Raw genomic sequence first — 21,109 nt, 5'->3', positions numbered from 1 at the left:
TGGGAGCACCGACCGTCGCGCACGCCGAACCTGGTGGAGCGGCGGCCGCGGCCGCCTATCCGGCGCCGGAACCAGCCGTGAGGGTGAGCTCCGCGTCGGTGAGCACCGGCGGCGCGGTCCGCATCCAGGGGAAGCGGTTCCTTCCCGGCGAACCGATCTCGATCCGCGTCAAGTACCGCATCACCCGGCACTCCGGCGGCTTCGACAGCCCGTTCCCGGCCCAGGTGAGCGGTGACCGGCGCACCGACGACGACGGCAGGTTCTCCGCGAAGGTCCGGCTCACCTCACCCGGCTACGCCACCATCAAGGTCACCGGCAAGAAATCCGGAGAATCGGCCTCCGTGACCGTGCGAGTGCTCGCCTGGCGCGGCTCGTACGACTTCGGCGGCGACGACTTCTTCGCCGGTACGCCGCTCGGCAACCCCGTGCACAACAAGGGCGGCGACCACTGGGACGGCGGCGACCGGCCGGCCGGGTTCTTCGGACCGTTCTTCGGCGGCTGGAGCCCGTTCAAGCTGTCGGCCAACGAAACCACGCTCGGCACCGGGACCGCTGCCGGCACCGAGACCACCGACGCGGCCGACCTGGCGGCATCCGGCACGGACCAGCGCGGCGCCCACGGCGCCGACGTGGTGGCGAGCCTGCTCGGCCTGACCGCACTCATCGGCAGCGGACTGATCATGCGCCGCCGCCGCGTCTCCTAGCTCGCACAACCAAACCACCATCTGCACATCGCGTTCGACCCGTCGGCCTGCTTCACGGCCGGCGGGTCGAGTGTTCCCACCCTTAGGATGATCATGGGCAAAACAGTCATCATCGGGCAGGGCTACGTCGGCCTGCCGCTCGCCATCCGAGCGGTCGAGGCGGGCGACGACGTCGTCGGACTCGACGTCGACACCGACCGGGTCAAGTCCCTCGGCGCCGGCATCTCCTTCGTCGAGGACGTGCCCGACGAGCGGCTCGCCTGGGCGCTGGAAACCGGCCGGTACCGGCCGACGGACGACTACGCCGACGCCGCCGGCTTCGACACGTGCGCGATCACCGTGCCGACCCCGCTGACCGACGGCGTGCCCGACATCAGCCACATCGAACAGGCCGCCCTCCAGCTCGCCCCGCACCTGCGGGCCGGTTGCACCGTCATCCTCGAGTCGACGACCTACCCGGGCACCACGGAAACCGTCCTGCGGCCGCTGCTCGAGCACGCCTCCGGGCTCAGCGCACCGGACGACTTCTTCCTCGGGTACAGCCCCGAACGCATCGACCCCGGCAACCCCACCTGGCACCTGGACAACACGCCGAAGCTCGTCTCCGGCATCGACGAGGCGTCCCTCGCCGCCACGATGCGCTTCTACCAGCGTTTCGTCGACCGGCTGGTGCCGGTCTCCGCGCCGCGGACCGCCGAACTCACGAAACTCTTCGAGAACACGTTCCGGCACATCAACATCGCCCTCGTCAACGAACTCGCCATCGTCGCCAACCAGCTCGGCGTCGACGTGCGCGAGGCCATCGGCGCGGCGGCCACGAAACCGTTCGGGTTCATGGCGTTCGACCCCGGCCCCGGCGTCGGCGGGCACTGCCTGCCGATCGACCCGTCATACCTGTCCTGGCAGGTCAAACGCGAGGTCGGGCAACGGTTCCGGTTCATCGAGCTGGCCAACGACGTCAACGAGGGCATGCCCCGCTACGTGGTGCAGCGGCTCGCCGCCGGCCTCAACGACCGCTACAAACCGGTCCGCGGCAGCCGCGTCCTGCTGCTCGGCCTGGCGTACAAGAGCAACGTCGGCGACCTGCGCGAGTCACCGGCCCGGGTCGTCGCCGAACTCCTCGTCGCCCAGGGCGCCGACGTGCACGCCGTCGAGCCGCACGCCGCGCAACGCGACACCGGCAACGTCGTCGGCGTGACACTCGTCGACCTGACCCCGGCCGAACTCGCCGCCGCCGACGCCGTCGTCCTGCTCACCGACCACGACGACTTCGACTACGACCTGGTCGAGCGGCACGCCCGCTACATCTTCGACACCCGGGCGCGCTGCCACGGCGACGCCGTCGAACGCCTGTAAAACCTTCGATGTGCGGCGGCATCACGTTCGTCGGGTAGCTTGTGCCCGGTGATCGTGGTGCCGCTGCTCACGTTTATCGCTGTCTGCTGCCTGTGCCGGCCCCGCGAAGGCGGCGGCCTGCGGCTCGCGCTGCTCCGCGCGTCGGTCCTCGTCGGCGGCGCCGCCTGCCTGTCCGTCGAGGCGTTGTCGGCCCTGCACGCACTCAACCGCACCGCGGTCACCGTCCTGTGGCTGGTGGCGCTCGCGGTGACCGCGACCTTCGCGGTCCGCTCCCGCCGCCTCCCGGTCCTCGACCTGCGGGCCCGGTGGGCCGGACTGGCCACCGCCGAGCGGCTCATCGTCGGGGTGCTCGCCGGGCTGTTCCTGCTCGACCTCGTCGTCGCGCTCGTCGCCCCACCCAACAACTACGACTCGCAGACCTACCACCTGCCGAAGATCGAGCACTGGGTGCAGCAGGGCGACGTCACGTTCTACCCGACCGTTATCGACCGGCAGCTCGCGATGGCGCCGGGCGCGGAATACCTGCTGCTGCACCTGCGACTGCTCACCGGCGGCGACGGCTTCTACAACCTGGTGCAGCTCGCCGCCGGGGTCGGCGCGGTCCTCGCGGCGGCACGCATCGCGGGGCAGCTCGGCGGCGGCACCCGGGCGCAGCTGCTCACCGCGCTCGTCGCCGGGACCACGCCGATGATCCTGCTCGAGGCGACCAGCACCCAGACCGACCTGGTCGTCGCGCTGTGGGTCGCGTGCGTCGCCACCCTCGCCCTCGACGGCCTGCGCGCCCGGACCGGCCTGCTCGACACGCTGCTCATCGGCACGGCCGCCGGGCTGACACTGCTGACGAAGGCGACCGGGCTGCTCGCCGCCGGGCTGCTCCTCGCCGTCTGGGCCGCCGCGCAGCTGCGCCGGTCCCGGTGGCGCGGGCTCGCCTCCGCCGCTGCGGTCGGCGCGCTGATGCTGCTCCTCGCCGGGCCGAACCTGCTGCGGGTGCAGGCGACCTACGACAACCCCCTCGGTCCGGCGCATCTGCGTGACTCGATCTCCATGCAGGCGCACGACCCGGCCTCAGTGCTGGTCAATGCGCTGCGCATCGCGGAGACGGCGCTGCAGACGCCGGTCGGACCCGTCAACAGGGCCGTCGAGGCCGCGATCATCGGCGTCGCCGGCGTCCTCGGCGTCGACCCGCAGGCGCGGGACATCACGTACTGGAACGAGACCTTCCCCTACCCGTCGTGGCCGCCGGACGAGGACCGGGTGTCGCTGCCCGCGCAAGGCGTCCTGATCCTGATCGGCGCCCTGCTGCTGGCGTTCCGCAAGGACACCCGCCTGTATGCGGCCGTCTTCTGGCTGGCGGTCCTCGCGTACGTCGTCACCGTGAAATGGCAGCCGTGGGGCAACCGGCTCGTCGTCTTCCTCATCGTCCTCGGCGCGCCGCTCGCGGGCCTGTGGATCGCGAGCCTCAACGGGCGTCGGTTCGCGACGTGGGCGACGACGGGGACGCTCGCGGTCGGGGTCGCGGCCGGCGGGTTCGCCGTCGCGTACGGCTGGCCCCGGCGGCTCGTCGGCCAAGGCTCGGTCTTCACGACGTCGCAGCTGGACCAGCGCTTCATCCGTGAGCCGCAGCGGCGGGGCGACTACGAGTGGGCCGCGGCGGCCGTCCGCGAGTCCGGGGCCCGCCGGGTCGGAATCGTGCAGGGCTACAACACGTGGGAGTACCCGTGGTGGATCCTGCTGCGCGGCACGAAGATCGTGTCGATGCAGTCGCTGCAGCCCGGGCTGGCGGCGGCGACCATCAACGACGTGGACGCCGTCGTGTGCGTGAAACCACCGCACCAGTGCGAGTTCTACGTGCCGCCGACCTGGCAGGTCCACCGCCGCGCCGACGTCGCCTACGCCGTCGCGCCCTGAGGTTCTCGGCACCCGCGCTTCGAGCCTGACGTCCTCGGCGCACCCTCGCTTTGAAGTGCCCGGCCTATGCCGTGGCGTCCTGGCGTCCCTCGGCGGGTTCCGCCGACGGGCTCTGGCCGGGCACGACCGCGGGCGACTCGGGCGCGGTCCTCGACCGGACCTCACCCGCGAGCAGGATCAGCCAGATGGCGCCGTTGGTGCCGCCGATCACCCAGTCCTCGGTCATGATCGTCGGTACGGCCGCCGCGGCGCCGACCGTGAACCACAGGGCCGGGTGCCGGACGCCGGGCCGGCGCAGAACGACCGCCTGCCAGAGACCACGCAGCGCGTGCCAGAGCAGCAGGGCCACCCCGATCAGGAAGCCGATCGCGCCGAGCACGCCACCGCGGCGGAACGCGCCGACCGCGGCGTTGTCGGTGTTCAGGTCGCGGCGCGGGCCCTCCTTCGGGGCGCCGTCGTCGTCGCGGTGCACGACCGCCCGGGAGGTGCGGGCGTCGCCGAACGTCTTCTCCGCCCAGCCGGCGTGCTCCCAGTCGACCCACACCTGCCGCCACGTGTCGGTGCGGCCGCTGGTGACGTCGTTGCCGCCGTCGGTGAACCTGTCACGGAAGAGGAACGTGCTGCCGCCGCCGATCGTGAAGACGGCCGCGAGCACGACGAACGGCATCGCGACAGCGACCAGGCCGGACCGGCCGGACCGTTCGAGATCGTCGCTGCCGCCCACCGCGTCCCGGCCGTTACGTGCGGTCCACCGGCGCAGCAGTACCACCGCCGCATGAGCCAACGCGGCGGCCGTCGCGAACACGAATCCGGTCCGCGAGTCGCTGATCGACAGGACCAGCGCGGCGACCACGGCGACGCCGAGACGCTGCCAGGCGGCGAACGCCCGGTCGAACCCGACCCGCACCGCCGCGATGACGACCAGGCCGGCGAGGGAGTTCGGGTGGTAGAACAGCCCCGGACCGCCCCAGAAGCGGTTGCGCATCACGCGGGCCGACGCGCTGTCGGGGATCGCGTGGAGGTCGTCGAAGAGACTGCCGGCGCCGAAGTAGAGCAGCGCGCCGATGCCGACGAGGACCGCCGCGGCCATGCCGACGCTGAGGTCCTTGCGCTGGTCCTTCTTGGTCGAGGCGACGACCGCGAGGACCGCGAGGGTGAAGACGCCCAGATACGCCAGCCGCTGCGCGGCCACGGTGAGGTGGCCGGCCCGCATCACGAACAGGGCGCCGAGCACGCCGAACACCCAATAGGACAGGCCGAGCCAGGCGCCGCCGAGCCCCGGCAGCTCGCGCAGGGTGCGCAGCCACGGCCGGCCCCAGACCGCGAAGACGACGACCTCGACGAAGAGCACCGCCCAGATGACGATCGGGCGGTGCGTCGACGTCCACGTGAGGATGCCCGCGGTCGTGAACAGTCCACCGGCGACCGCGCCGCGCAACGTGACGCCGGGCAGGCTGACCGCGAGACCGACGACGCCGAGGGCGATGACCGCCGCCGCGAACGCCTCCGCCGACTCGCTGACACTGCCGGTGCGGCCGTGCTCCAGGACCGCCGCGAGGACCGCCAGGACCGCGGCGACAGCGCCGGCGGCGACCTTCTTCATTGGGCGCTGGCCGGCAGCTGCTTCTTGTCCTTGCGCCGGTTGCGGCTCAGGAAGAAGTCGCGCACGACCCGCCGCGGACCGGCGGGGACCAGCCACACCTGCAGGAACGTCACATAGTCGGTCACGCTGGGCTTGCCGTGCCGGCGGGCCTCGCCGAGCAGGTCGAAGAAGACGCGGGGGCTGCGGCTGGCCGCGGCCATCGAGCCGACCACGCTCATCGCGAGCGCCGCGTAGGCGCGGGGGGTGACCCGCGGCCGGGTCTCCTTCAACCAGTCCAGCGACTGCTTCCACGGCGCGTCGAAGCTGATCCGCGGCCGGTTCTCGTCCGCATACCAGATGACGAGAGGCTCCTCGGCGTAGATCAGGTCGACGCCGTCCTCCTGGAGGCTGCGCAGCGTCCAGTCGAGCTCCTGCAGCCGGCGCAGCCCGTCGGCGAACGGCACCTTCCGCAGCAGCGCCGTCGGCGCCATGATCGTGGAGGTCTGGATGAACCCGTCGCCGTGGAACAGCCCGTGCCGCACGGCCAGGTATTCACTGATCGGCTCGCCGGGCGCCGGCACGCGGCGCGGCATGATCAGCTCGGCCCGCGGGGTGCGCATGTAGAGGCGGCTGCCCACGATCGGCAGCGCCACCCCCGACGCCTTCGCCCGGCTCAGCTGGGTCTCGAGCTTCTCCGGCAGCCACTCGTCGTCGTCGTCGAGGAACGCGACCCACTCGGCCTCGGCGACGTCGACGCCGTGGTTGCGGGCGGCGGGCGCACCGCCGGACGTCTCCCGCTCGACCCAGCGGACTCGCTTGTCGCCGATCTCGCCGAGGGCTGCAACCGTCGCGGCGTCGGGTCCGTCAATGATGACGACGACCTCGATCTCCTGCAGCGTCTGGGCCAGTGCGCTGCGCACGGCACGCACCACCAGCTCGGGCCGGTTGCGCGTCGGGATGACGACGCTCACCACGGGTGTTTGCACGATGACCAATCCGTCTCGGCGATCCTTAAGGGTTCGCTGGCGTAGCGTACACGAGCTGCACTTTTGTCGGATACTTCGCAGCGAGCGCGCGGGCTGCCTCGATGTTCGACGGTGCGGCCGGATCACCGAAGGCTACCGGCAGCGGCTGGCCGGGTCGCACCGCGGGGCGGCTCGGGTGATCCTTGTCCATAACGAGCAGGCTGGCCGCCGGGTCGTGCAGGAAGAACCGCACGGTCACCGGGCTGTTCGCCACCAAACGGTCGAGGTCGTCCATCGTGCCGCCCTTGCCGCCGGGGTACAGCAGCCCGGACCAACCCGGGAACTGGCGGTACTGGCCCTGCAGCGCGGCGGCACCGAGCGTCCCGGACCAGTTACGCCACGGACTGCCCATCAGGTTGACGTTCACCGCGTTGCCGCCGTCGGGGAACATCCGGGCGATCAGCAGCGCGTCCCGGGCCGCCTCCGGGGAGCCGCGGTCCTTGCCGAGCGCGAGCTTCACCCCGGGCGCGACCGGCGTCGTGTGCCACTCACCGCCGGCGACCAGCATGAACAGCGCGACGGGCACCGCGACCGCGGCGGTCGCCTTGAAGCGGAACCTGGCCGCGGCGCCGAGGGTGCACAGCGCGACCACGATCAGCAGGTGCAGCAGCTTGTCGAAGTAGTAGACGGGCCGGCCGAGGGTGGCGATCTGGTACGCGCCGAGCCCGACGGCCATCACGCCGGCCGTGGCGAGCGCGAACCCGGCCGCCCTGAGCCGCGGGCTCCTGATGCCGAGCGGTCCCGCCGGCTTGAGCCGTGAGCTGCCGACGGCGAGGAGTCCCGCCGCGGCCAGGGCGACGAGCAGCACCGTCGCCGGGCGGTCGACGATCCTGGCGGTGCCGTTGAGCAGCAGCTGGTCGCCGCTGGACGCGGTCGCCGCGGTCAGCGGGCCGATCGCCGAGAGCGCGCCGACGGCGGCCGCGGTGACCCATGCCCACCAGTGCCGCCACAGCCTCGCGCGGACGGCCCACAGGGCGGCGATGATCCCCGCATACGGCAGGAACAGCGCATAGGTGAACGACACGCCGACGAGCAGCAGCGCGACCGTCGCCGTCTGCTCACCCCCGCGGGTCAGCGGGCGGGCGACCAGGCCGGTCAGGACGGCGGCGCAGGCGAGGCCGGCGAGCTCGTTGGGGTAGCCGCGGGACAGCACGGTCACCGGGTCGCCGAGGACCAGCCAGGCGACGACGACGGCCAGCACCGGGAGCAGCCGGGCGGGGCTGGCGCCGGGCCCGGCGATGCGGCGGGCGGCCCACAGGACGGCGAGGCAGAGCAGCAGGTACGTGCCGACGAGCAGCCACACCATGACGTCGACGGCGGTGGCGGGCGCGGCGTTGTGCCCAGACGAGCGCGCGAACCGGTCCAGGACGGCGAAGCTGAAGTGCAGGCCCTGGGGGTAGTTGGCGATGCCGGTCAGCTCCGCGTCGGGCACGAACGGGCGCAGCGCCTCGGGGCGCATGAACAGGTAGCCGCCGGTGCGTCCGATGACGTCGAACAGCAGGTAGTGCCGGGCGATGTCCTCACCGGCGAGCGGGAGGCCGAGCCGGCCGCCGAGGTCGCGGGCGGCGTACGGGACGAGGGCCACCAGCGACGTGACGGCAACGGCGATTGCGAGGAGTGCGTCTTTGCGCATCCCGGGCATTTCCGGCATCCGGTTGGTGGCGGCGGCGACCAGGACCAGCACCGACAGCGCGACCCCGGCGATCAACGTCGGGTGGAGGTGACCGGGCCACAACGTGATCGCGAGCCCGAAGACACAGGCGGCGCCGAACAGCTGGCCGGCCGCCGTCACGATCCGGTCCACCAGGCTCGTCGAGCCCCGCTGGACCGCCACCGTGCCGGCGAGGACGAGCAGCGGCAGCACGGCGTCGAGGTGCAGCGGATGGGTCGCCAACGGCACGAGCCAGGCCAGCGCCAACGCCGCCGCCGTCACCGCCGTTTTGCGGATCACCATCACGCTCCGTATCGATCGGTGCCACCGGCGATGCAACGTCGCCGCCGGGACGTGACGATATCGCGTTGTCCAGGTACCGTGCAGAAGGCTTCCGGGGCCGGCCTTCATGACGGAAGGTGATTGCCGAATACGGGGAGTGGCGGGCGTTGGCGAAGGGCGTGGCGCGACGAAAAGGTCGCGGCCGGCGGGATCCACTGTGGGCGAGGCTCCTCGTCATCGGGGGCGCACTGCTGATGATCGTCTCCGGCACGACGTTCGTGCTCAAGGACGCCGTCTTCGGCTATGCGACCCGCAGCGTCAACAAAGAGGACCTGCTCGGCGGTCAGGGCGAGAAGCACGCCACGGTCAGCGGCGCCAAGAACATCCTGCTGATCGGCATCGACCCCCGGCCCAACCAGGACCCGACCGAGGCGATCCGCTCCGACTCGATCCTGATCCTGCACATCCCCGCCAGCCACGACATGGCCTTCCTGATCTCGATCCCGCGCGACACGTGGGTGGCGATCCCGAGGTACAGCAACGGCAAACGCACCTACAACGGCGGCAAAGGCAAGATCAACGGCGCCTTCGCCGAGGGTGGCTACGGCCTCACCGGCAAGGACCAGCGCAAGCACGGCACCACCCTGCTGGCCGCGACGATCAAGCAGAACTGGGGCATCGTGTTCGACGCGGCGGCGATCGTCGACTTCGTCGGCTTCCAGGACGTCGTGCGGGTCCTCGGCGGCGTCGACATGTACGTCGACCAGCGCACCGTGTCCGTCCACATCGGCCACGACGCGCAGGGCAACACGAAGGTCCCGTTCGAGCAGCGGGACAACCCCAACGGCGGCACCACCCTCATCCCCATCAAGGGCGTCACACCCAAGGTGTATGAGGTCGGCTACCAGCACCTGGCCGCCTGGGAAGCCCTCGACTTCGTCCGGCAGCGCGAGACCCTGCCCAAGAGCGACTACGACCGCCAGCGCCACCAGCAGCAGTTCATCAAGGCCCTGCTGAAGAAGATCGCCAGCAAAGAGGTCATCGGCAACCCCGCCACCCTCAACAAGGTCCTCGAAGTCATCGGCCGCGCCATGACCATCGACTCCGGCAAGATCGGCCTGGACGACTGGATCTTCGCGATGCGCGGCATCGACGGCGACCGCATGCTGACCCTCAAGACCAACGACGGCGGCTTCCACGCCTCCCCGGAGAACCCGGGCGCCGAGGCCCTGGACCAGACCACCCTGGACCTGCTGAGCGCCGTCCGCACGAAGACCGTGCCGACGTTCGTCGCCGCCAACCCGGGCATCGTCAGCTCCAGCGGCTGAGCGGCAGCCCGCCACCCGGTTGTCTGACCATTGACCGCGGTCTACTGAGGTCTACCGAGATGCGCGACAACCCGAGAGAACGGCAGCGCCATTCTTTCGGGTTGTCGCGCAATACGTACGGTGACGACTACTCGGCGATGGCGGAGAGCTCCGAACGCAGGGTGCGCAATGCGCCCGCGAGGAGACGGGACACGTGCATCTGGGAGATACCGAGCTCCGCGGCGATCTGCGACTGGGTCAGGTTGCCGTGGAAACGCATCGCGATGATCTTCTGCTCACGCTCCGGCAGCTTGGCCAGGATCGGGCGCAGCGACTCCCGGTTCTCCACGTTGGCCATGTCGGGGTCCTCGCCACCGAGCAGGTCACCCAGGCCGGTGGCACCCGGCTCGGCGCTGTCGCCGGCGGGGGCGTCCAGGGACAGCGCCCGGTAGGCCTGACCGCAGTCCAGACCCTCGATGATCTCCTCCTCGCTGACACCCAGGCGGGCGGCGAGGTCGGCGACCGTCGGCGAGCGGCCCAGGTCCTGGGCGAGGTCACCGGAGACCTTGGAGATCTCCAGGCGCAGCTCCTGCAGGCGGCGCGGGACGCGGACGTCCCAGCCCTTGTCGCGGAAGTGCCGCTTGAGCTCGCCGACGATCATCGGGATCGCGTAGCTGGTGAAGGCGGCGCCGCGGGTCGGGTCGTAGCCGTCGACAGACTTGATGAGGCCGAGGTTCGCGACCTGCACGAGGTCGTCGAACTGCTCGCCGCGGTTGCGGAAGCGGCGGGCCAGGTATTCGGCCAGGGGGATGTACAGCTCGATGAGGCGGGCCCGCACGCGGTCGCGGTCAGCGCCCGCCGGCAGGTCGCCGAGCAGGGACAGCAACGCCTTGGCCTGGGCGTCATTGGCCCGCGTGCTGCTGCTCTCGGTCGGGGTCTCGTGGCTCCTGGCGATCGCGCGGCTGACATCCTGCGAAGCCGGAGCGGAGGTGGAGACAGTGATCGTCATCGGGGAATGACCCTTCTGGTGCGTTTGACCGGAACGGCGGTGACGGCACGGTGAATAAGAGCCGTGCTGGAAGGGGTTACGTCACCGTGCCTGGCCTGGCGCAGAGCGCACTGAAGCCGGCGCCGGTCGGGAATCGCTCTCGACACCCGTTGTTTGAGTGCCGGTGCAAGACCTGCGAGGTCAACCGGAGGGCTGGCCCGCCGCTGCTGGACGGAGCCCTAAATCGTCCGTTCGGACGAGGTGACCGAGCCCGACTGTACTAGAGCGGTGCGCCAAATGCGAGATGCGCGCTCCCACGAGGTTATTCCGAGGTCATCTATCACCGACAGTAGATCGATCCACTACTCGGTGTATACGAAAGCATTGGTTTTCCATTTCAATTCGGTAGTCGATCGGGTCCGCATGCCGATACCGGGGCTGCGTTTTTGCAGCGCGCAGGTTACCGTCTCACCCGTGGCGTGCACCTGATTCAACATTGATCCGTGAGGTGCGGGTCGGGGTGTCGTCGCTAAGGAGTTACACGTGGCATCAGGCACGGTGAAGTGGTTCAACTCGGAGAAGGGCTACGGCTTCATCTCGCAGGACAACGGTGGACCCGATGTGTTCGCGCACTACTCGGCGATCCAGGCCACCGGCTACCGCGAGCTGACCGAGGGTCAGAAGGTCGAGTTCGAGATCACTCAGGGCCAGAAGGGTCCGCAGGCCGACAACATCCGTCCGGTCTGACACACCCTTAGTCGTAGGCCGAGACCCGCTTCACGGCCGAAGGAGTATGCAAGCCCCCGTCCGGACTTTCCGGCGGGGGCTTTGCGGTTGGACGGGGAAGTTTCACGCGAGCGCGGCGGGACGGGCGAAGACCTCAGGAGTGCACGACTGCGCGTAGGCGTGCCGGATCGTCCGCAGCGCCCAACTCATCCGCTTCGTCGCCGTCTCCGGATGATCGCCGAACTCGGTCGCGACCCGCGCGACACAACCCTGCACCCCGATCCGCCGCAGCGTGACCGTCACCGCGGCACGAACCTCAGCATCCGCGGGACCTTGCGACATCTGCAACGTGGAGGCGAAGAGAGCTTCAGCGCGGACCGCTTCAAACGTCGACTCCATGATGTGACCTCCTGCTCGTTGCTCCCTGCTGTGATCCAGCTAACTCCTGGCCGGGTGCCGAGATGCTCCTAGTTCGGTTGCTAAACGGTTAGCCCGAACGTCTCCAGCAACCCGGTGAGCTCAAGTAGCCGGTGCACCGCAGGGCTGGTGCCGGTGATGCGCAGGTCGCCACCCACGTCGGACTGCGCGGCGACGAGCACCTGGATTCCGGTCGAGTCCATGAAGGGCACGCCGGACAGGTCGAGATCGACCCGGGATGGCGCGTACGCGTGGATGGCGTCGCGCAAGGACTCGATAAGGGTCGGGGCGCTCGTCATGTCGAGCTCACCGGTGGCGGTCACGGTCACCGTGCCGTCAGGGCCGGGGGAGGCCAGTGCGGCGAAAGCGGTCACAGATGTTTCACCACCCTCAGCAGGAGGCCATCGCCACCCACGTCGACAGTATCGGCGAGGGTCGAGACGACCTGGAGGGAGGGCTCCGACGGCAGCTGCGCGTCAGGAGCGTCCGGCGGGGACGTGACTTCGATCACGCACGCCTTCTCATCGACCGTAGCGCGGACTTGAAAGGCGATGCCCACCCGTACGTGGGTGATCACGTTGGCCCACGTCTCCGAGACGATCAGGCCGATGTCGGTGCGTTTCTGCTCGTCGACGCCCAAGCCGGCGAGCGCGCCGTCCAGGACGTGCCGGAGGGTGTTCATGCGATCGAGATCGCGCGGCAGGTCGACGGTCAGGCGCAGGTCCACACCTGATGTTTTACCGCGAACCGGAGATCGGAAACGCGCCGCAGGTCAGCCCGCGTAAGCGAACTCGCGAGCAGCCAGCTCCTGGTACGCGGAGTTGATCATGTCCAGGGCCCAGCTCATGCGCGCCGCCGACGTCTCCGGGTACTCACCGAACTCGCCGGCGACCCGGGCCGCGCAGCCCTTGATGCCGAAACGACGCAACGTCGACGTCACCGCCGAGCGGATCTGCACGGCCGACGGCTCCTGCGAGGCCTGCAGAGCGGAAGCGAAGAGCGCCTCGGCGCGGACCGTGTCGAACGTGCTGTTCATGTCAACCCCCGAGCTCGTGTGCTTCCCGACGCCAACCAGAGTTCCGCCGGGATGGTGCGGGCCGGTCCGCCACTCGGTTGCCGGAAGGTAGCGTGTCGACTACGGACAGATACTTGCCCTGGCGGGCTTGACGAGCTACGGTCAAGCCAGTCCCGCGGAAGTCGGCAGTCTGTCGCCCGGGGACCACCTTTCTCAAACGCGTGTCACGCCCTCTCGCAGGAAGCCAAGGTCACACGCGTTTCGGCCAGTGTTCTCAGGGACACAAGCCACCTCAAACGCCAGTCCCGAGGAGGACGCCCATGGCCCCAACCGAAGTGTTGGATCGAAACAAGCAAAATCACCCGGCGAAACCTCGCCGCACCAGATCCGCGCAGCGCAACCGGGACCACAGCCGCCCCGGCAACCAGCCTCAGCCCCCAGAGTCGGGCGAGGCGCGGGACGTCTCCGGCATCGCCGACGTCTTCCGCGACAAGATGATCCTGAGGGTCGAGAGCTACAGCCCGAGCCCCGAAGACGTCGCCATCCCCGCCGCGATGGTCCGGAAGTACGGGCTGCGCCAAGGCGACGCGATCACCGGCAGCGCCAACGGGTCAACCCTCACCCGGCTCGACACCGTGCACGGCAACGACCCCGAGTGGGCCCGCAACCGGCCGGAGTTCAGCAAGCTGACCGCCCTGTTCCCGCAGGAGCGGCTCCGCCTGGAAACCGGCCCGAAGCAGCTCACCAACCGGCTCATCGACCTGGTCATGCCCATCGGCAAGGGCCAGCGGGCACTCATCGTGTCGCCGCCGAAAGCCGGCAAGACGATGGTCCTGCAGTCGATCGCCAACGCCATCGCGCAGAACAACCCAGAGGTCCACCTCATGGTCCTGCTCATCGACGAGCGACCCGAAGAGGTCACCGAGATGCAGCGGTCCGTGCAGGGCGAGGTCATCGCCTCCACGTTCGACCGGCCGCCGTCGGAGCACACCGGCATCGCCGAGCTCGCCACCGAACGCGCCAAGCGCCTCGTCGAACTCGGCCACGACGTGGTCCTGCTCCTCGACTCGATCACCCGGCTCGGCCGCGCGTACAACAACTCGGCCCCCGCCTCCGGCCGCATCCTCACCGGCGGCATCGACGCCAACGCGCTCTACCCGCCGAAGCGCCTGCTCGGCGCCGCCCGCAACATCGAGAACGGCGGCTCGCTCACCATCATCGCCTCCGCGCTGGTGGAGACCGGCTCGACCGGCGACACCGTCATCTTCGAAGAGTTCAAGGGCACCGGCAACGCCGAGCTCAAACTGGACCGCAAGCTCGCCGACCGGCGCGTCTTCCCGGCGATCGACGTCGACGCCTCCAGCACCCGCCGCGACGACGTCATCCTGCACCCCGACGAGCTGCTCGCTGTGTCACGCCTGCGCAAGGCACTGTCGGCCAGCAACGGCGGGGCGACCGAGCAACTGCTGGACCGGCTGTCGAAAACCCAGTCGAACGCCGAGTTCCTGACCATGCTCCTGCGCGGTAACACCAACTAGCCACCGGCGCGCCGCTCACAACCCGCGCGGCGCTGCCACTGAAGGTGATGCCGCAAACACGAACCAATGATCAATTTTTTCGCGTTTGCTACCGTGCTTTTTAGCAGGCGGCGGTCACGGAGCGAACGCCTGCGGACCCTCCCCGGTCGAGCGTCATGAGGTTTCCAGGGTTGCAGTGGGTTCCTCCGGGGGTAGGCAGACAGGTTCGGAGTCGGTCGACCGCGAGTTGGACGGGTCAAACCGGCGAGGTCCGGCGGGAGCGAGTTCCCAGGCGGCCGGCGGACCAGGATCAGCGGGGGCGAGTCTTGGGTGTCCGGCGGCCTTTCCGGAGGTCCGGCGAAACCAGGACCTGCGGACCAGGATCTGTGGGGGGATCGGAGCCCGGCGCTGGGCCAGCCAGTATTCGGTGAAACCGGGGGATCAGCGGGACTCGTCCCGTGAGCGCCAGGGGTCAGGTCCCAGTGGAAGCCGGCCCGGGCTGAGCAGCCAGGTTCAGCGGGCGCGAGTTCCCGAGGCCAGGCGGACCAGGATTCAGCGAGAGCGACTCATGGTGTCCCGTGACCAGGAGCCCGTGACCAGGAGCCCGTGACCAGGAGCCCGTGACCAGGAGCCCGGTGGATCACGACCCCGTGGGCCAGGGCCTGGACTGGGGCTGAGTGGCCACGCTGGGTTCAGTGCGCAGCGGGGATTGGTGGCGTCCGTCCCATGGGGGCGGGCGGAACCAGGCCAGCGGGAGCCGGCTCCAGGAGCTAAGTCGATCAGGTTCGGCTGGAGCGAGTCCTCGGGGCCAAGCGGGCCGGGATTCAGCGAGAGCGAATCTCGGAGGTCCAGGGAGTCGGGAACCACGGATCGGGCCCGCGAGAAAACCGCAGGCCAGGAACCGCAGGCCAGGAACCGCAGGCCAGGAACCGCAGGAGCAGGGCCTGGCGCTGTATTCGGATGAGCGGCTGCGGGTGCCGGATGCCCTCACCGAGGCCCACCTCGTCGCCACCACCTGAGCGGGCGGGGTCAGTGGGGCGTCCCGCGTGGGGCCCAAGCGGGACCAGGCAGGCCCAGGGTCAGCGGGAGCGGGTTCCCGGGGCTAAGCGGACCAGTGCCTCGTCCGCCGAGAGGACGCCGAGCGCTGAGGCATAGGCCATCTCGCGGCCCCACGAGGCGATGTCGGCCGGAGCGAGGTCAGCGACGCCCTCGACGGTTGTGAGGTGCTCGCGCAGGCCGAGCCAGCTCTCCGTCGCGGCCATGCCCTCAGGGGTGGTCTGGTCGGACCAGCCGTAGTCGACCACGAAGTACTGGGCCAGGTAGACCGCGGCGGCGCCGATGATGGCGCCGGTGACCTGGTCGGGGATCTTGGCGCTGAGCTCTTCGTCGACCCACCACCAGGTGACGAACATGAGCAGGGCCGGCAGGATCGCGCCGAGCAGCAGGCCGCGCCGCATCTTCGGGGCCAGGCGGGGCTGGGAGAGGCCGCGGGCACGGGCCTCGTCCACGACGGCACGGTAGAAGGTGCGCCGCCACCGGCGGGCCTCGGTCCAGCTGTCGAACGCCAGGCGGGTCAGCGAGGTCTCGCCGTTGACCGACAGGCGGTGCACGCGGTCGAGGATCTGCTGCTCATACGGCGTCAGGCTGCGGCCGTCGCCCTTGCGCAGGCGGGCGGTCGTCTGGGTCGGCTCGTCGCCGGTCTCGCGCAGCTCCAGGAAGCCCCGCGCGGCCAGGTCGAGCAGGGTGCTGTCGATCGCGTCCTCGTCGGAGCGCCAGCGGTTGACCATGAGGCTGACGACCGCCGGCGGCTCCTGGCCCGGCAGGTCGGTGCGGGTCGGGCCGGGCTCGGGCAGGCGCGGGCGGGAGCGCCACAGGCTCACCGCCACCGCGGCGACCCAGAGGGCCAGCGCGGTGGGCACGCTGAACTCGAGGAACGGGGGCCAGTCCACGGCGGTCCTTCCCACGGGGGATGGGGAGACTTCGAGCAATCACTCTAGCCGCTCCCCAACCACCACCTTGCCGACCATATGTCCCGATTCAACCATTTCGTGGGCACGTGTGAGCGTCGCCGCATCGATGGGGGACAGGTGGGTGGTCAGGGTGGAGCGGATCGTGCCGTCGTCGACGAGCGAGGCGACCCGGTCGAGCAGCTCGTGCTGGGCGATCATGTCCGGGGTCTGGAACAGCGGCCGGGTGAACATCAGCTCCCAGTGGAAGGTGATGCTCTTCGCCTTGAGCGGCAACAGGTCCAGTCCTTCCGGCTCGTCGATCGCGGTGATCTCGCCGCCCGGGCGGAGGATCTCCGCGAACCGTTCGATCCGCCCCGCCGTGCTCGGCGAGAAGATGTAGTCGACGCCTGAAGGGAGGTCGTGATGGTCCACGACCTCGTGCGCGCCGAGGTCCAGTGCCCACTTGCGAGACTCGTCACGTGACGCCGAGCCGATCACCGTCACGCCCGTCAGCGCCCTCGCCAGCTGGATCACCATCGAGCCGACCCCGCCGGCGGCGCCGAGCACCAGCAGCGTGCCCGTGGACTGCGAGGAGAGCCGGAACCGGTCGAACAGCGTCTCCCAGGCGGTGATCGTCGTCAGCGGCAGGGCCGCCGCGGCGGCGAAGTCCAGCGTCGCCGGCTTGTGGCCCACGATCCGCTCGTCGACCAGGTGCAGCCGCGAGTTGGTGCCGGGACGGTCGATGCTGCCGGCGTAGTACACCTCGTCGCCGGGTGCGAACAGGGTCACCTCGTCGCCGACCGCCACGACCACGCCGGCCGCGTCCCAGCCGAGGACCTTGTCACCGCCGCCGCGCCGGACCTTGTGGTCCACCGGGTTGACGGACACCGCCTTCACCCGTACGAGCAGATCCCGCGCACCCGGAGCGGGGACCGGCAGTTCGGTGTCCTTCAGGCCCTGCGCCGTGCTGATGACGGCCGGCATGCTTTCCGAAGAGCTCATACGGCCGACGCTACCCAGGACGCCCTAGTTACCCGCAAGGGTGATGAGTTTCCGTTGGGTACTGTTGGCGCCGTGCCCGACGACGTCTACGCGGCGTGCTGCCCGTGCCGTGACATGCTTGACCTGCTCGCCAACAAGTGGAGCGCGCTCGCCCTCGGTGCCCTGGAGGACGGGCCGCAGCGTTTCGGTAGCCTACGGACCCGGCTGCAGGGCATCAGCCCGAAAGTCCTGACCGTCACCCTGCGCAAGTTGGAGGAGCACGGGTTGATCACCCGCGAGGTGTTCGCCGAGGTGCCGCTTCGGGTGGAGTATGCGCTGACCCCGCTCGGCCGGGACGCCTGCGCGCCCCTGGCCCACCTGCGGATCTGGGTCGAGTCCAACATCCACCGCTTCCCGGTGGCGGCGTCATGACCGGCCGGCGTCGCGGCGCGGCGGTGTCCGCATGACGCTGCCGCTGCTGCCCGAGCTCACGCTGGACCTGGCCGACGAGGACGCGGGCCTGTTCGACGCCACCGGTGGCGACTATCGCAGCGACGTCCCACCGCCGTTCTGGTCGTTCGCGTGGCCGGGCGGCATGGCGTTGGGCCGCTTTCTACTGGATCAGCCGCTGTACGTGGCCGGCCGCAGCGTCATGGACCTGGGTGCGGGTTCGGGGCTGGTCGGGATCGCCGCCGCCCGCGCGGGCGCCTGCACCGTCACCGCCGTGGACACCGACCCCGAGGCGCTCGCCGCGTGCGCCCGCAACGCCCGGGCCAACGGCGTGGACATCGTGACCTCGTCCGTCCCGGTCGACGCCGAGGTCATCGTCGCCGGCGACATCTTCTACAGCGGGCCGGTCGCCGAGCGGGTGCTGGGCTTCCTGCGCCGCAGCGGCGCCGAGGTCCTCGTCGGCGACCCGGGCCGCGGCTACCTGCCCACGCGGCTGTTCGAGCCGCTCGCCACATACGAGGTCCCGGTCCGCGTCAAGCTCGAGGACCAGTGCACGATGCGCACCACGATCTGGCGGCTACGCGGAAAGTCGTGAAGCGGAAGTCGTGAAGCGGAAAAGCGTGATCCGGAAGACCCCGGGCACCCAGAGGTGGCCGAAGTCTTCCGGATCACGGAGCAGCGTTACTTGTTGAGGCCGTCGAGGCCCTTGTCGAGACCGGCCCGGCGCAGGGCGTCGGCGAGCGCGCTGTTCTGCAGGCCACCGCCGCCACCCCGGGAGTCGCGGCCGCCACGGGAGTCGCCGCCACGGCCGCCGCCGCCACCGCGCTGACCGCCGCCGCCACCGCCACCACCGGAGGCACCGCGCTGACCGCCGCCGGCGCCGCCACCGCGGGAGTCGCGGCCGCCCGAAGCGCCGCGCCCGCCGCCGGGACCGCGCTGGCCACCGCGCGAAGCGCCGGAACCGGAGCCGGAGCCCGAGCCGGACCCGTCGGAAGCGCCGCCCGACTGCTGGGCCTCGTCGTCGAGGCGCAGGGTCAGTGAGATGCGCTTACGCGGGATGTCGACGTCGAGGACCTTGACCCGCACGATGTCGCCGGGCTTGACGACCTCGCGGGGGTCCTTCACGAACGTGTACGACAGTGCCGACACGTGCACGAGACCGTCCTGGTGCACGCCCACGTCGACGAACGCCCCGAACGCGGCCACGTTGGTGACCACGCCCTCCAGCAGCATGCCGGGCGTGAGGTCGGAGATCTTCTCGACGCCGTCGGCGAAGGTCGCCGTCTTGAAGGCCGGGCGCGGGTCGCGGCCGGGCTTCTCCAGCTCCTTGAGGATGTCGGTGACGGTCGGGAGGCCGAAGGTCTCGTCGACGAAGTCGGCCGGCTTCAACCGGGCCAACGCCGTGCCGTTGCCGATGAGGGTCTTCATGTCGGTGCCGGTCGCCGACAGGATGCGCCGGACCACCGGATACGCCTCAGGGTGCACGCTGGACGAGTCGAGCGGGTCGTCGCCGTCGGGGATGCGCAGGAAGCCCGCGCACTGCTCGAACGCCTTCGGCCCGAGCCGGGCCACGTCCTTGAGCGCCTTGCGGGAGCGGAACGGCCCGTTGGCGTCGCGGTGCGCGACGATCGCGTCGGCGAGGCTGCCGCCGATGCCCGACACGCGGGTCAGCAGCGGCGCCGAGGCGGTGTTGACGTCGACGCCGACGCCGTTGACGCAGTCCTCGACGACCGCGTCGAGGGAGCGGGACAGCTTCGACTCGGACAGGTCGTGCTGATACTGCCCGACGCCGATCGACTTCGGGTCGATCTTGACCAGCTCGGCCAGGGGGTCCTGCAGGCGCCGTGCGATGGAGACGGCGCCGCGCAGGGAGACGTCCATCCCGGGCAGCTCCTGCGCGGCGAACGCGGACGCCGAATACACCGACGCGCCGGCCTCCGACACCATCACCTTGGTCACGTCGAGCGCCGGGAACTGCTTGATCAGGTCGGCGGCGAGCTTGTCGGTCTCCCGGGAGGCGGTGCCGTTACCGATCGAGATCAGCTGCACGTTGTGCTTCTGGCACAGCGCGGCGAGCACGGCCAGGGACTCGTTCCACTTGTTCTGCGGCACGTGCGGGTAGATCGTGTGCGTGTCGACGACCTTGCCGGTCGCGTCGACGACGGCGACCTTCACGCCGGTGCGGAAGCCCGGGTCGAGGCCCATCGTGGCGCGGGTGCCGGCGGGGGCGGCGAGCAGCAGGTCGCGCAGGTTGGCGGCGAAGACCCGCACCGCCTCCTCCTCGGCCGCCTGCCACAGCCGCATCCGCAGGTCGATGCCGAGGTGCACGAGGATGCGGGTGCGCCAGGCCCAGCGGACGGTGTCGTTGAGCCACTTGTCGCCGGCCCGGCCCTCGTCGCGGATGCCGAACTTCGAGGCGATTGCCGGCTCGTACAGCGACGGCGCCTCCGGATCCTGGGTGGGCTCCAGCACCAGGTCCAGCATCTCCTCCTTCTCGCCGCGGAACATGGCGAGGATCCGGTGGGAGGGCAGCTTGGTGAAGGGCTCGTCGAAGTCGAAGTAGTCGGAGAACTTCGCGCCGTCGGCCTCCTTGCCGTCGCGCATCTTCGACACGATCCGGCCCTGCGACCACATCCGCTCGCGCAGCTCACCGATGAGGTCGGCGTCCTCGGAGAAGCGCTCGACCAGGATCGCCCGCGCCCCGTCCAGGGCGGCTGCGGCGTCGGCGACGCCTTTTGAAGCGTCCACGAAGACCGCGGCGGCGGCCTGGGGGTCGACCGTGGGGTCGGCGAGCAGGCCGTCGGCGAGGGGCTCGAGGCCGGCCTCGCGGGCGATCATCGCCTTGGTGCGGCGCTTCGGCTTGTACGGCAGGTAGATGTCCTCGAGTCGCGCCTTGGAGTCGGCGGCCATGATCTGCGCCAGGAGGGCGTCGTCGAGCTTGCCCTGGGTGCGGATCGACTCGATGATCGCGGTGCGGCGCTCCTCCATCTCCCGCAGATACCGCAGGCGCTCCTCCAGGGTGCGCAGCTGGGTGTCGTCGAGCATCTCGGTCGCTTCTTTGCGATACCGGGCGATGAAGGGCACGGTCGCGCCGCCGTCGAGCAGCTCGACCGCGGCGGTCACCTGCCGCTCCCTGACGCCGAGCTCTTCGGCGATCCGCTGCTGAATGGAGGTCGTCACGATCCTGCATTCTGCCCCACGCACCTCACCCGCCGCGCGGCCAGCACGGGCGGGTCCGCCGGAAGCTTCCG

The 21,109-nt window shown here is 70.3% G+C and carries 19 protein-coding genes; 8 read left to right on the top strand and 11 right to left on the bottom strand.

Features of this window, described 5'->3' with window-relative positions; genetic code table 11:
• Positions 1-77 precede the first annotated feature (77 nt).
• The 3 genes from ACZ6TV_RS10675 to ACZ6TV_RS10665 all read left to right on the top strand — a co-directional run bounded on the left by ACZ6TV_RS10675 (position 78) and on the right by ACZ6TV_RS10665 (position 3,968).
• The gene (locus tag ACZ6TV_RS10675; RefSeq protein ID WP_465296908.1) at positions 78-704 is read left to right on the top strand and encodes a hypothetical protein; all 627 of its coding nucleotides are present in this window, start codon (positions 78-80) and stop codon (positions 702-704) included.
• 93 nt (positions 705-797) lie between these two features.
• On the top strand, positions 798-2,060 hold the full coding sequence (locus ACZ6TV_RS10670) for a nucleotide sugar dehydrogenase (protein ID WP_465296907.1): 1,263 nt from the start codon (positions 798-800) through the stop codon (positions 2,058-2,060).
• Positions 2,061-2,108: 48 nt separating this feature from the next.
• Positions 2,109-3,968, top strand: coding sequence for a hypothetical protein (locus ACZ6TV_RS10665; protein ID WP_465296906.1), 1,860 nt, complete (start codon positions 2,109-2,111; stop codon positions 3,966-3,968).
• Between the two features lie 64 nt (positions 3,969-4,032).
• On the opposite strand, the gene ACZ6TV_RS10660 is transcribed toward ACZ6TV_RS10665, so the two are convergent.
• The 3 genes from ACZ6TV_RS10660 to ACZ6TV_RS10650 are packed head-to-tail and all read right to left on the bottom strand — an operon-like array spanning position 4,033 to position 8,529.
• The gene (locus ACZ6TV_RS10660; RefSeq protein ID WP_465296905.1) at positions 4,033-5,571 is read right to left on the bottom strand and encodes an O-antigen ligase family protein; all 1,539 of its coding nucleotides are present in this window, start codon (positions 5,569-5,571) and stop codon (positions 4,033-4,035) included.
• Entirely contained in the window at positions 5,568-6,536 is a 969-nt protein-coding gene (locus tag ACZ6TV_RS10655; RefSeq protein ID WP_465296904.1) for a glycosyltransferase family 2 protein, read from the bottom strand. The genes ACZ6TV_RS10660 and ACZ6TV_RS10655 overlap by 4 nt, the downstream gene beginning before the upstream one ends.
• Positions 6,537-6,561: 25 nt before the next feature.
• On the bottom strand, positions 6,562-8,529 hold the full coding sequence (locus ACZ6TV_RS10650; RefSeq protein ID WP_465296903.1) for a hypothetical protein: 1,968 nt from the start codon (positions 8,527-8,529) through the stop codon (positions 6,562-6,564).
• A gap of 116 nt (positions 8,530-8,645) precedes the next feature.
• Here ACZ6TV_RS10650 and ACZ6TV_RS10645 point away from each other — a divergent pair, with 116 nt between their 5' ends.
• Positions 8,646-9,836: an LCP family protein gene (locus ACZ6TV_RS10645; protein WP_465296902.1), complete on the top strand. Its 1,191-nt coding sequence runs from the start codon at positions 8,646-8,648 to the stop codon at positions 9,834-9,836.
• Between the two features lie 127 nt (positions 9,837-9,963).
• On the opposite strand, the gene ACZ6TV_RS10640 is transcribed toward ACZ6TV_RS10645, so the two are convergent.
• Positions 9,964-10,824, bottom strand: a complete 861-nt coding sequence (locus ACZ6TV_RS10640; RefSeq protein ID WP_465296901.1) for an RNA polymerase sigma factor SigF — start codon at positions 10,822-10,824, stop codon at positions 9,964-9,966.
• A 522-nt stretch (positions 10,825-11,346) separates the two neighbouring features.
• Here ACZ6TV_RS10640 and ACZ6TV_RS10635 point away from each other — a divergent pair.
• Positions 11,347-11,550 (top strand): cold-shock protein, encoded by a 204-nt coding sequence (locus tag ACZ6TV_RS10635; protein WP_033363591.1) that lies wholly within the window; start codon positions 11,347-11,349, stop codon positions 11,548-11,550.
• A gap of 102 nt (positions 11,551-11,652) precedes the next feature.
• Here ACZ6TV_RS10635 and ACZ6TV_RS10630 read toward each other — a convergent pair whose 3' ends face one another.
• From ACZ6TV_RS10630 to ACZ6TV_RS10615, 4 genes are all read right to left on the bottom strand, one after another.
• A complete protein-coding gene (locus ACZ6TV_RS10630) occupies positions 11,653-11,832 on the bottom strand; it encodes a hypothetical protein (RefSeq protein ID WP_465296900.1) in 180 nt (59 codons plus the stop codon).
• Positions 11,833-12,008: 176 nt separating this feature from the next.
• Positions 12,009-12,320, bottom strand: a complete 312-nt coding sequence (locus ACZ6TV_RS10625) for an STAS domain-containing protein (RefSeq protein ID WP_465296899.1) — start codon at positions 12,318-12,320, stop codon at positions 12,009-12,011.
• Entirely contained in the window at positions 12,317-12,673 is a 357-nt protein-coding gene (locus ACZ6TV_RS10620; RefSeq protein WP_465296898.1) for an ATP-binding protein, read from the bottom strand. Before ACZ6TV_RS10620 ends, ACZ6TV_RS10625 begins: the two co-directional genes overlap by 4 nt.
• 45 nt (positions 12,674-12,718) lie before the next feature.
• The gene (locus ACZ6TV_RS10615) at positions 12,719-12,982 is read right to left on the bottom strand and encodes a hypothetical protein (RefSeq protein ID WP_465296897.1); all 264 of its coding nucleotides are present in this window, start codon (positions 12,980-12,982) and stop codon (positions 12,719-12,721) included.
• Positions 12,983-13,281: 299 nt separating this feature from the next.
• Between ACZ6TV_RS10615 and rho the strand changes: the two genes are divergently transcribed.
• Positions 13,282-14,499, top strand: coding sequence for a transcription termination factor Rho (gene rho, locus ACZ6TV_RS10610; protein ID WP_465296896.1), 1,218 nt, complete (start codon positions 13,282-13,284; stop codon positions 14,497-14,499).
• 1,058 nt (positions 14,500-15,557) lie between these two features.
• Here the strand turns inward: rho and ACZ6TV_RS10605 are convergent.
• Together ACZ6TV_RS10605 and ACZ6TV_RS10600 are read right to left on the bottom strand one after the other, a co-directional pair.
• The gene (locus tag ACZ6TV_RS10605) at positions 15,558-16,427 is read right to left on the bottom strand and encodes a DUF2207 family protein (RefSeq protein ID WP_465296895.1); all 870 of its coding nucleotides are present in this window, start codon (positions 16,425-16,427) and stop codon (positions 15,558-15,560) included.
• Between the two features lie 39 nt (positions 16,428-16,466).
• Positions 16,467-17,429 carry a zinc-binding alcohol dehydrogenase family protein gene (locus ACZ6TV_RS10600; RefSeq protein ID WP_465296894.1) on the bottom strand — a complete coding sequence of 321 codons (963 nt, stop codon included), beginning with the start codon at positions 17,427-17,429 and terminating at the stop codon, positions 16,467-16,469.
• A gap of 72 nt (positions 17,430-17,501) precedes the next feature.
• On the opposite strand from ACZ6TV_RS10600, the gene ACZ6TV_RS10595 reads away from it, so the two are divergent.
• Together ACZ6TV_RS10595 and ACZ6TV_RS10590 are read left to right on the top strand one after the other, a co-directional pair.
• Positions 17,502-17,840, top strand: coding sequence for a winged helix-turn-helix transcriptional regulator (locus ACZ6TV_RS10595; RefSeq protein WP_465296893.1), 339 nt, complete (start codon positions 17,502-17,504; stop codon positions 17,838-17,840).
• A 31-nt stretch (positions 17,841-17,871) separates the two neighbouring features.
• On the top strand, positions 17,872-18,453 hold the full coding sequence (locus tag ACZ6TV_RS10590; protein WP_465296892.1) for a class I SAM-dependent methyltransferase: 582 nt from the start codon (positions 17,872-17,874) through the stop codon (positions 18,451-18,453).
• Between the two features lie 86 nt (positions 18,454-18,539).
• On the opposite strand, the gene ACZ6TV_RS10585 is transcribed toward ACZ6TV_RS10590, so the two are convergent.
• Positions 18,540-21,038 (bottom strand): Tex family protein, encoded by a 2,499-nt coding sequence (locus ACZ6TV_RS10585; RefSeq protein ID WP_465296891.1) that lies wholly within the window; start codon positions 21,036-21,038, stop codon positions 18,540-18,542.
• Positions 21,039-21,109 lie beyond the last annotated feature (71 nt).

The sequence above is a fragment of the Dactylosporangium sp. NPDC051087 genome (genome assembly GCF_055586325.1).
Note: the sequence above shows the minus strand (reverse complement) of the source record. Positions and strands in the feature narration are given on the sequence as shown.

Bases quoted from the DNA above. Each gene is read 5' to 3' on its own strand.
- ACZ6TV_RS10600 (WP_465296894.1), bottom strand. From the start codon at position 17,429: ATGAGCTCTTCGGAAAGCATGCCGGCCGTCATCAGCACGGCGCAGGGC.
- ACZ6TV_RS10590 (WP_465296892.1), top strand. From the start codon at position 17,872: ATGACGCTGCCGCTGCTGCCCGAGCTCACGCTGGACCTGGCCGACGAG.
- ACZ6TV_RS10650 (WP_465296903.1), bottom strand. From the start codon at position 8,529: ATGGTGATCCGCAAAACGGCGGTGACGGCGGCGGCGTTGGCGCTGGCC.
- rho (WP_465296896.1), top strand. From the start codon at position 13,282: ATGGCCCCAACCGAAGTGTTGGATCGAAACAAGCAAAATCACCCGGCG.
- ACZ6TV_RS10640 (WP_465296901.1), bottom strand. From the start codon at position 10,824: ATGACGATCACTGTCTCCACCTCCGCTCCGGCTTCGCAGGATGTCAGC.
- ACZ6TV_RS10615 (WP_465296897.1), bottom strand. From the start codon at position 12,982: ATGAACAGCACGTTCGACACGGTCCGCGCCGAGGCGCTCTTCGCTTCC.
- ACZ6TV_RS10660 (WP_465296905.1), bottom strand. From the start codon at position 5,571: ATGAAGAAGGTCGCCGCCGGCGCTGTCGCCGCGGTCCTGGCGGTCCTC.
- ACZ6TV_RS10670 (WP_465296907.1), top strand. From the start codon at position 798: ATGGGCAAAACAGTCATCATCGGGCAGGGCTACGTCGGCCTGCCGCTC.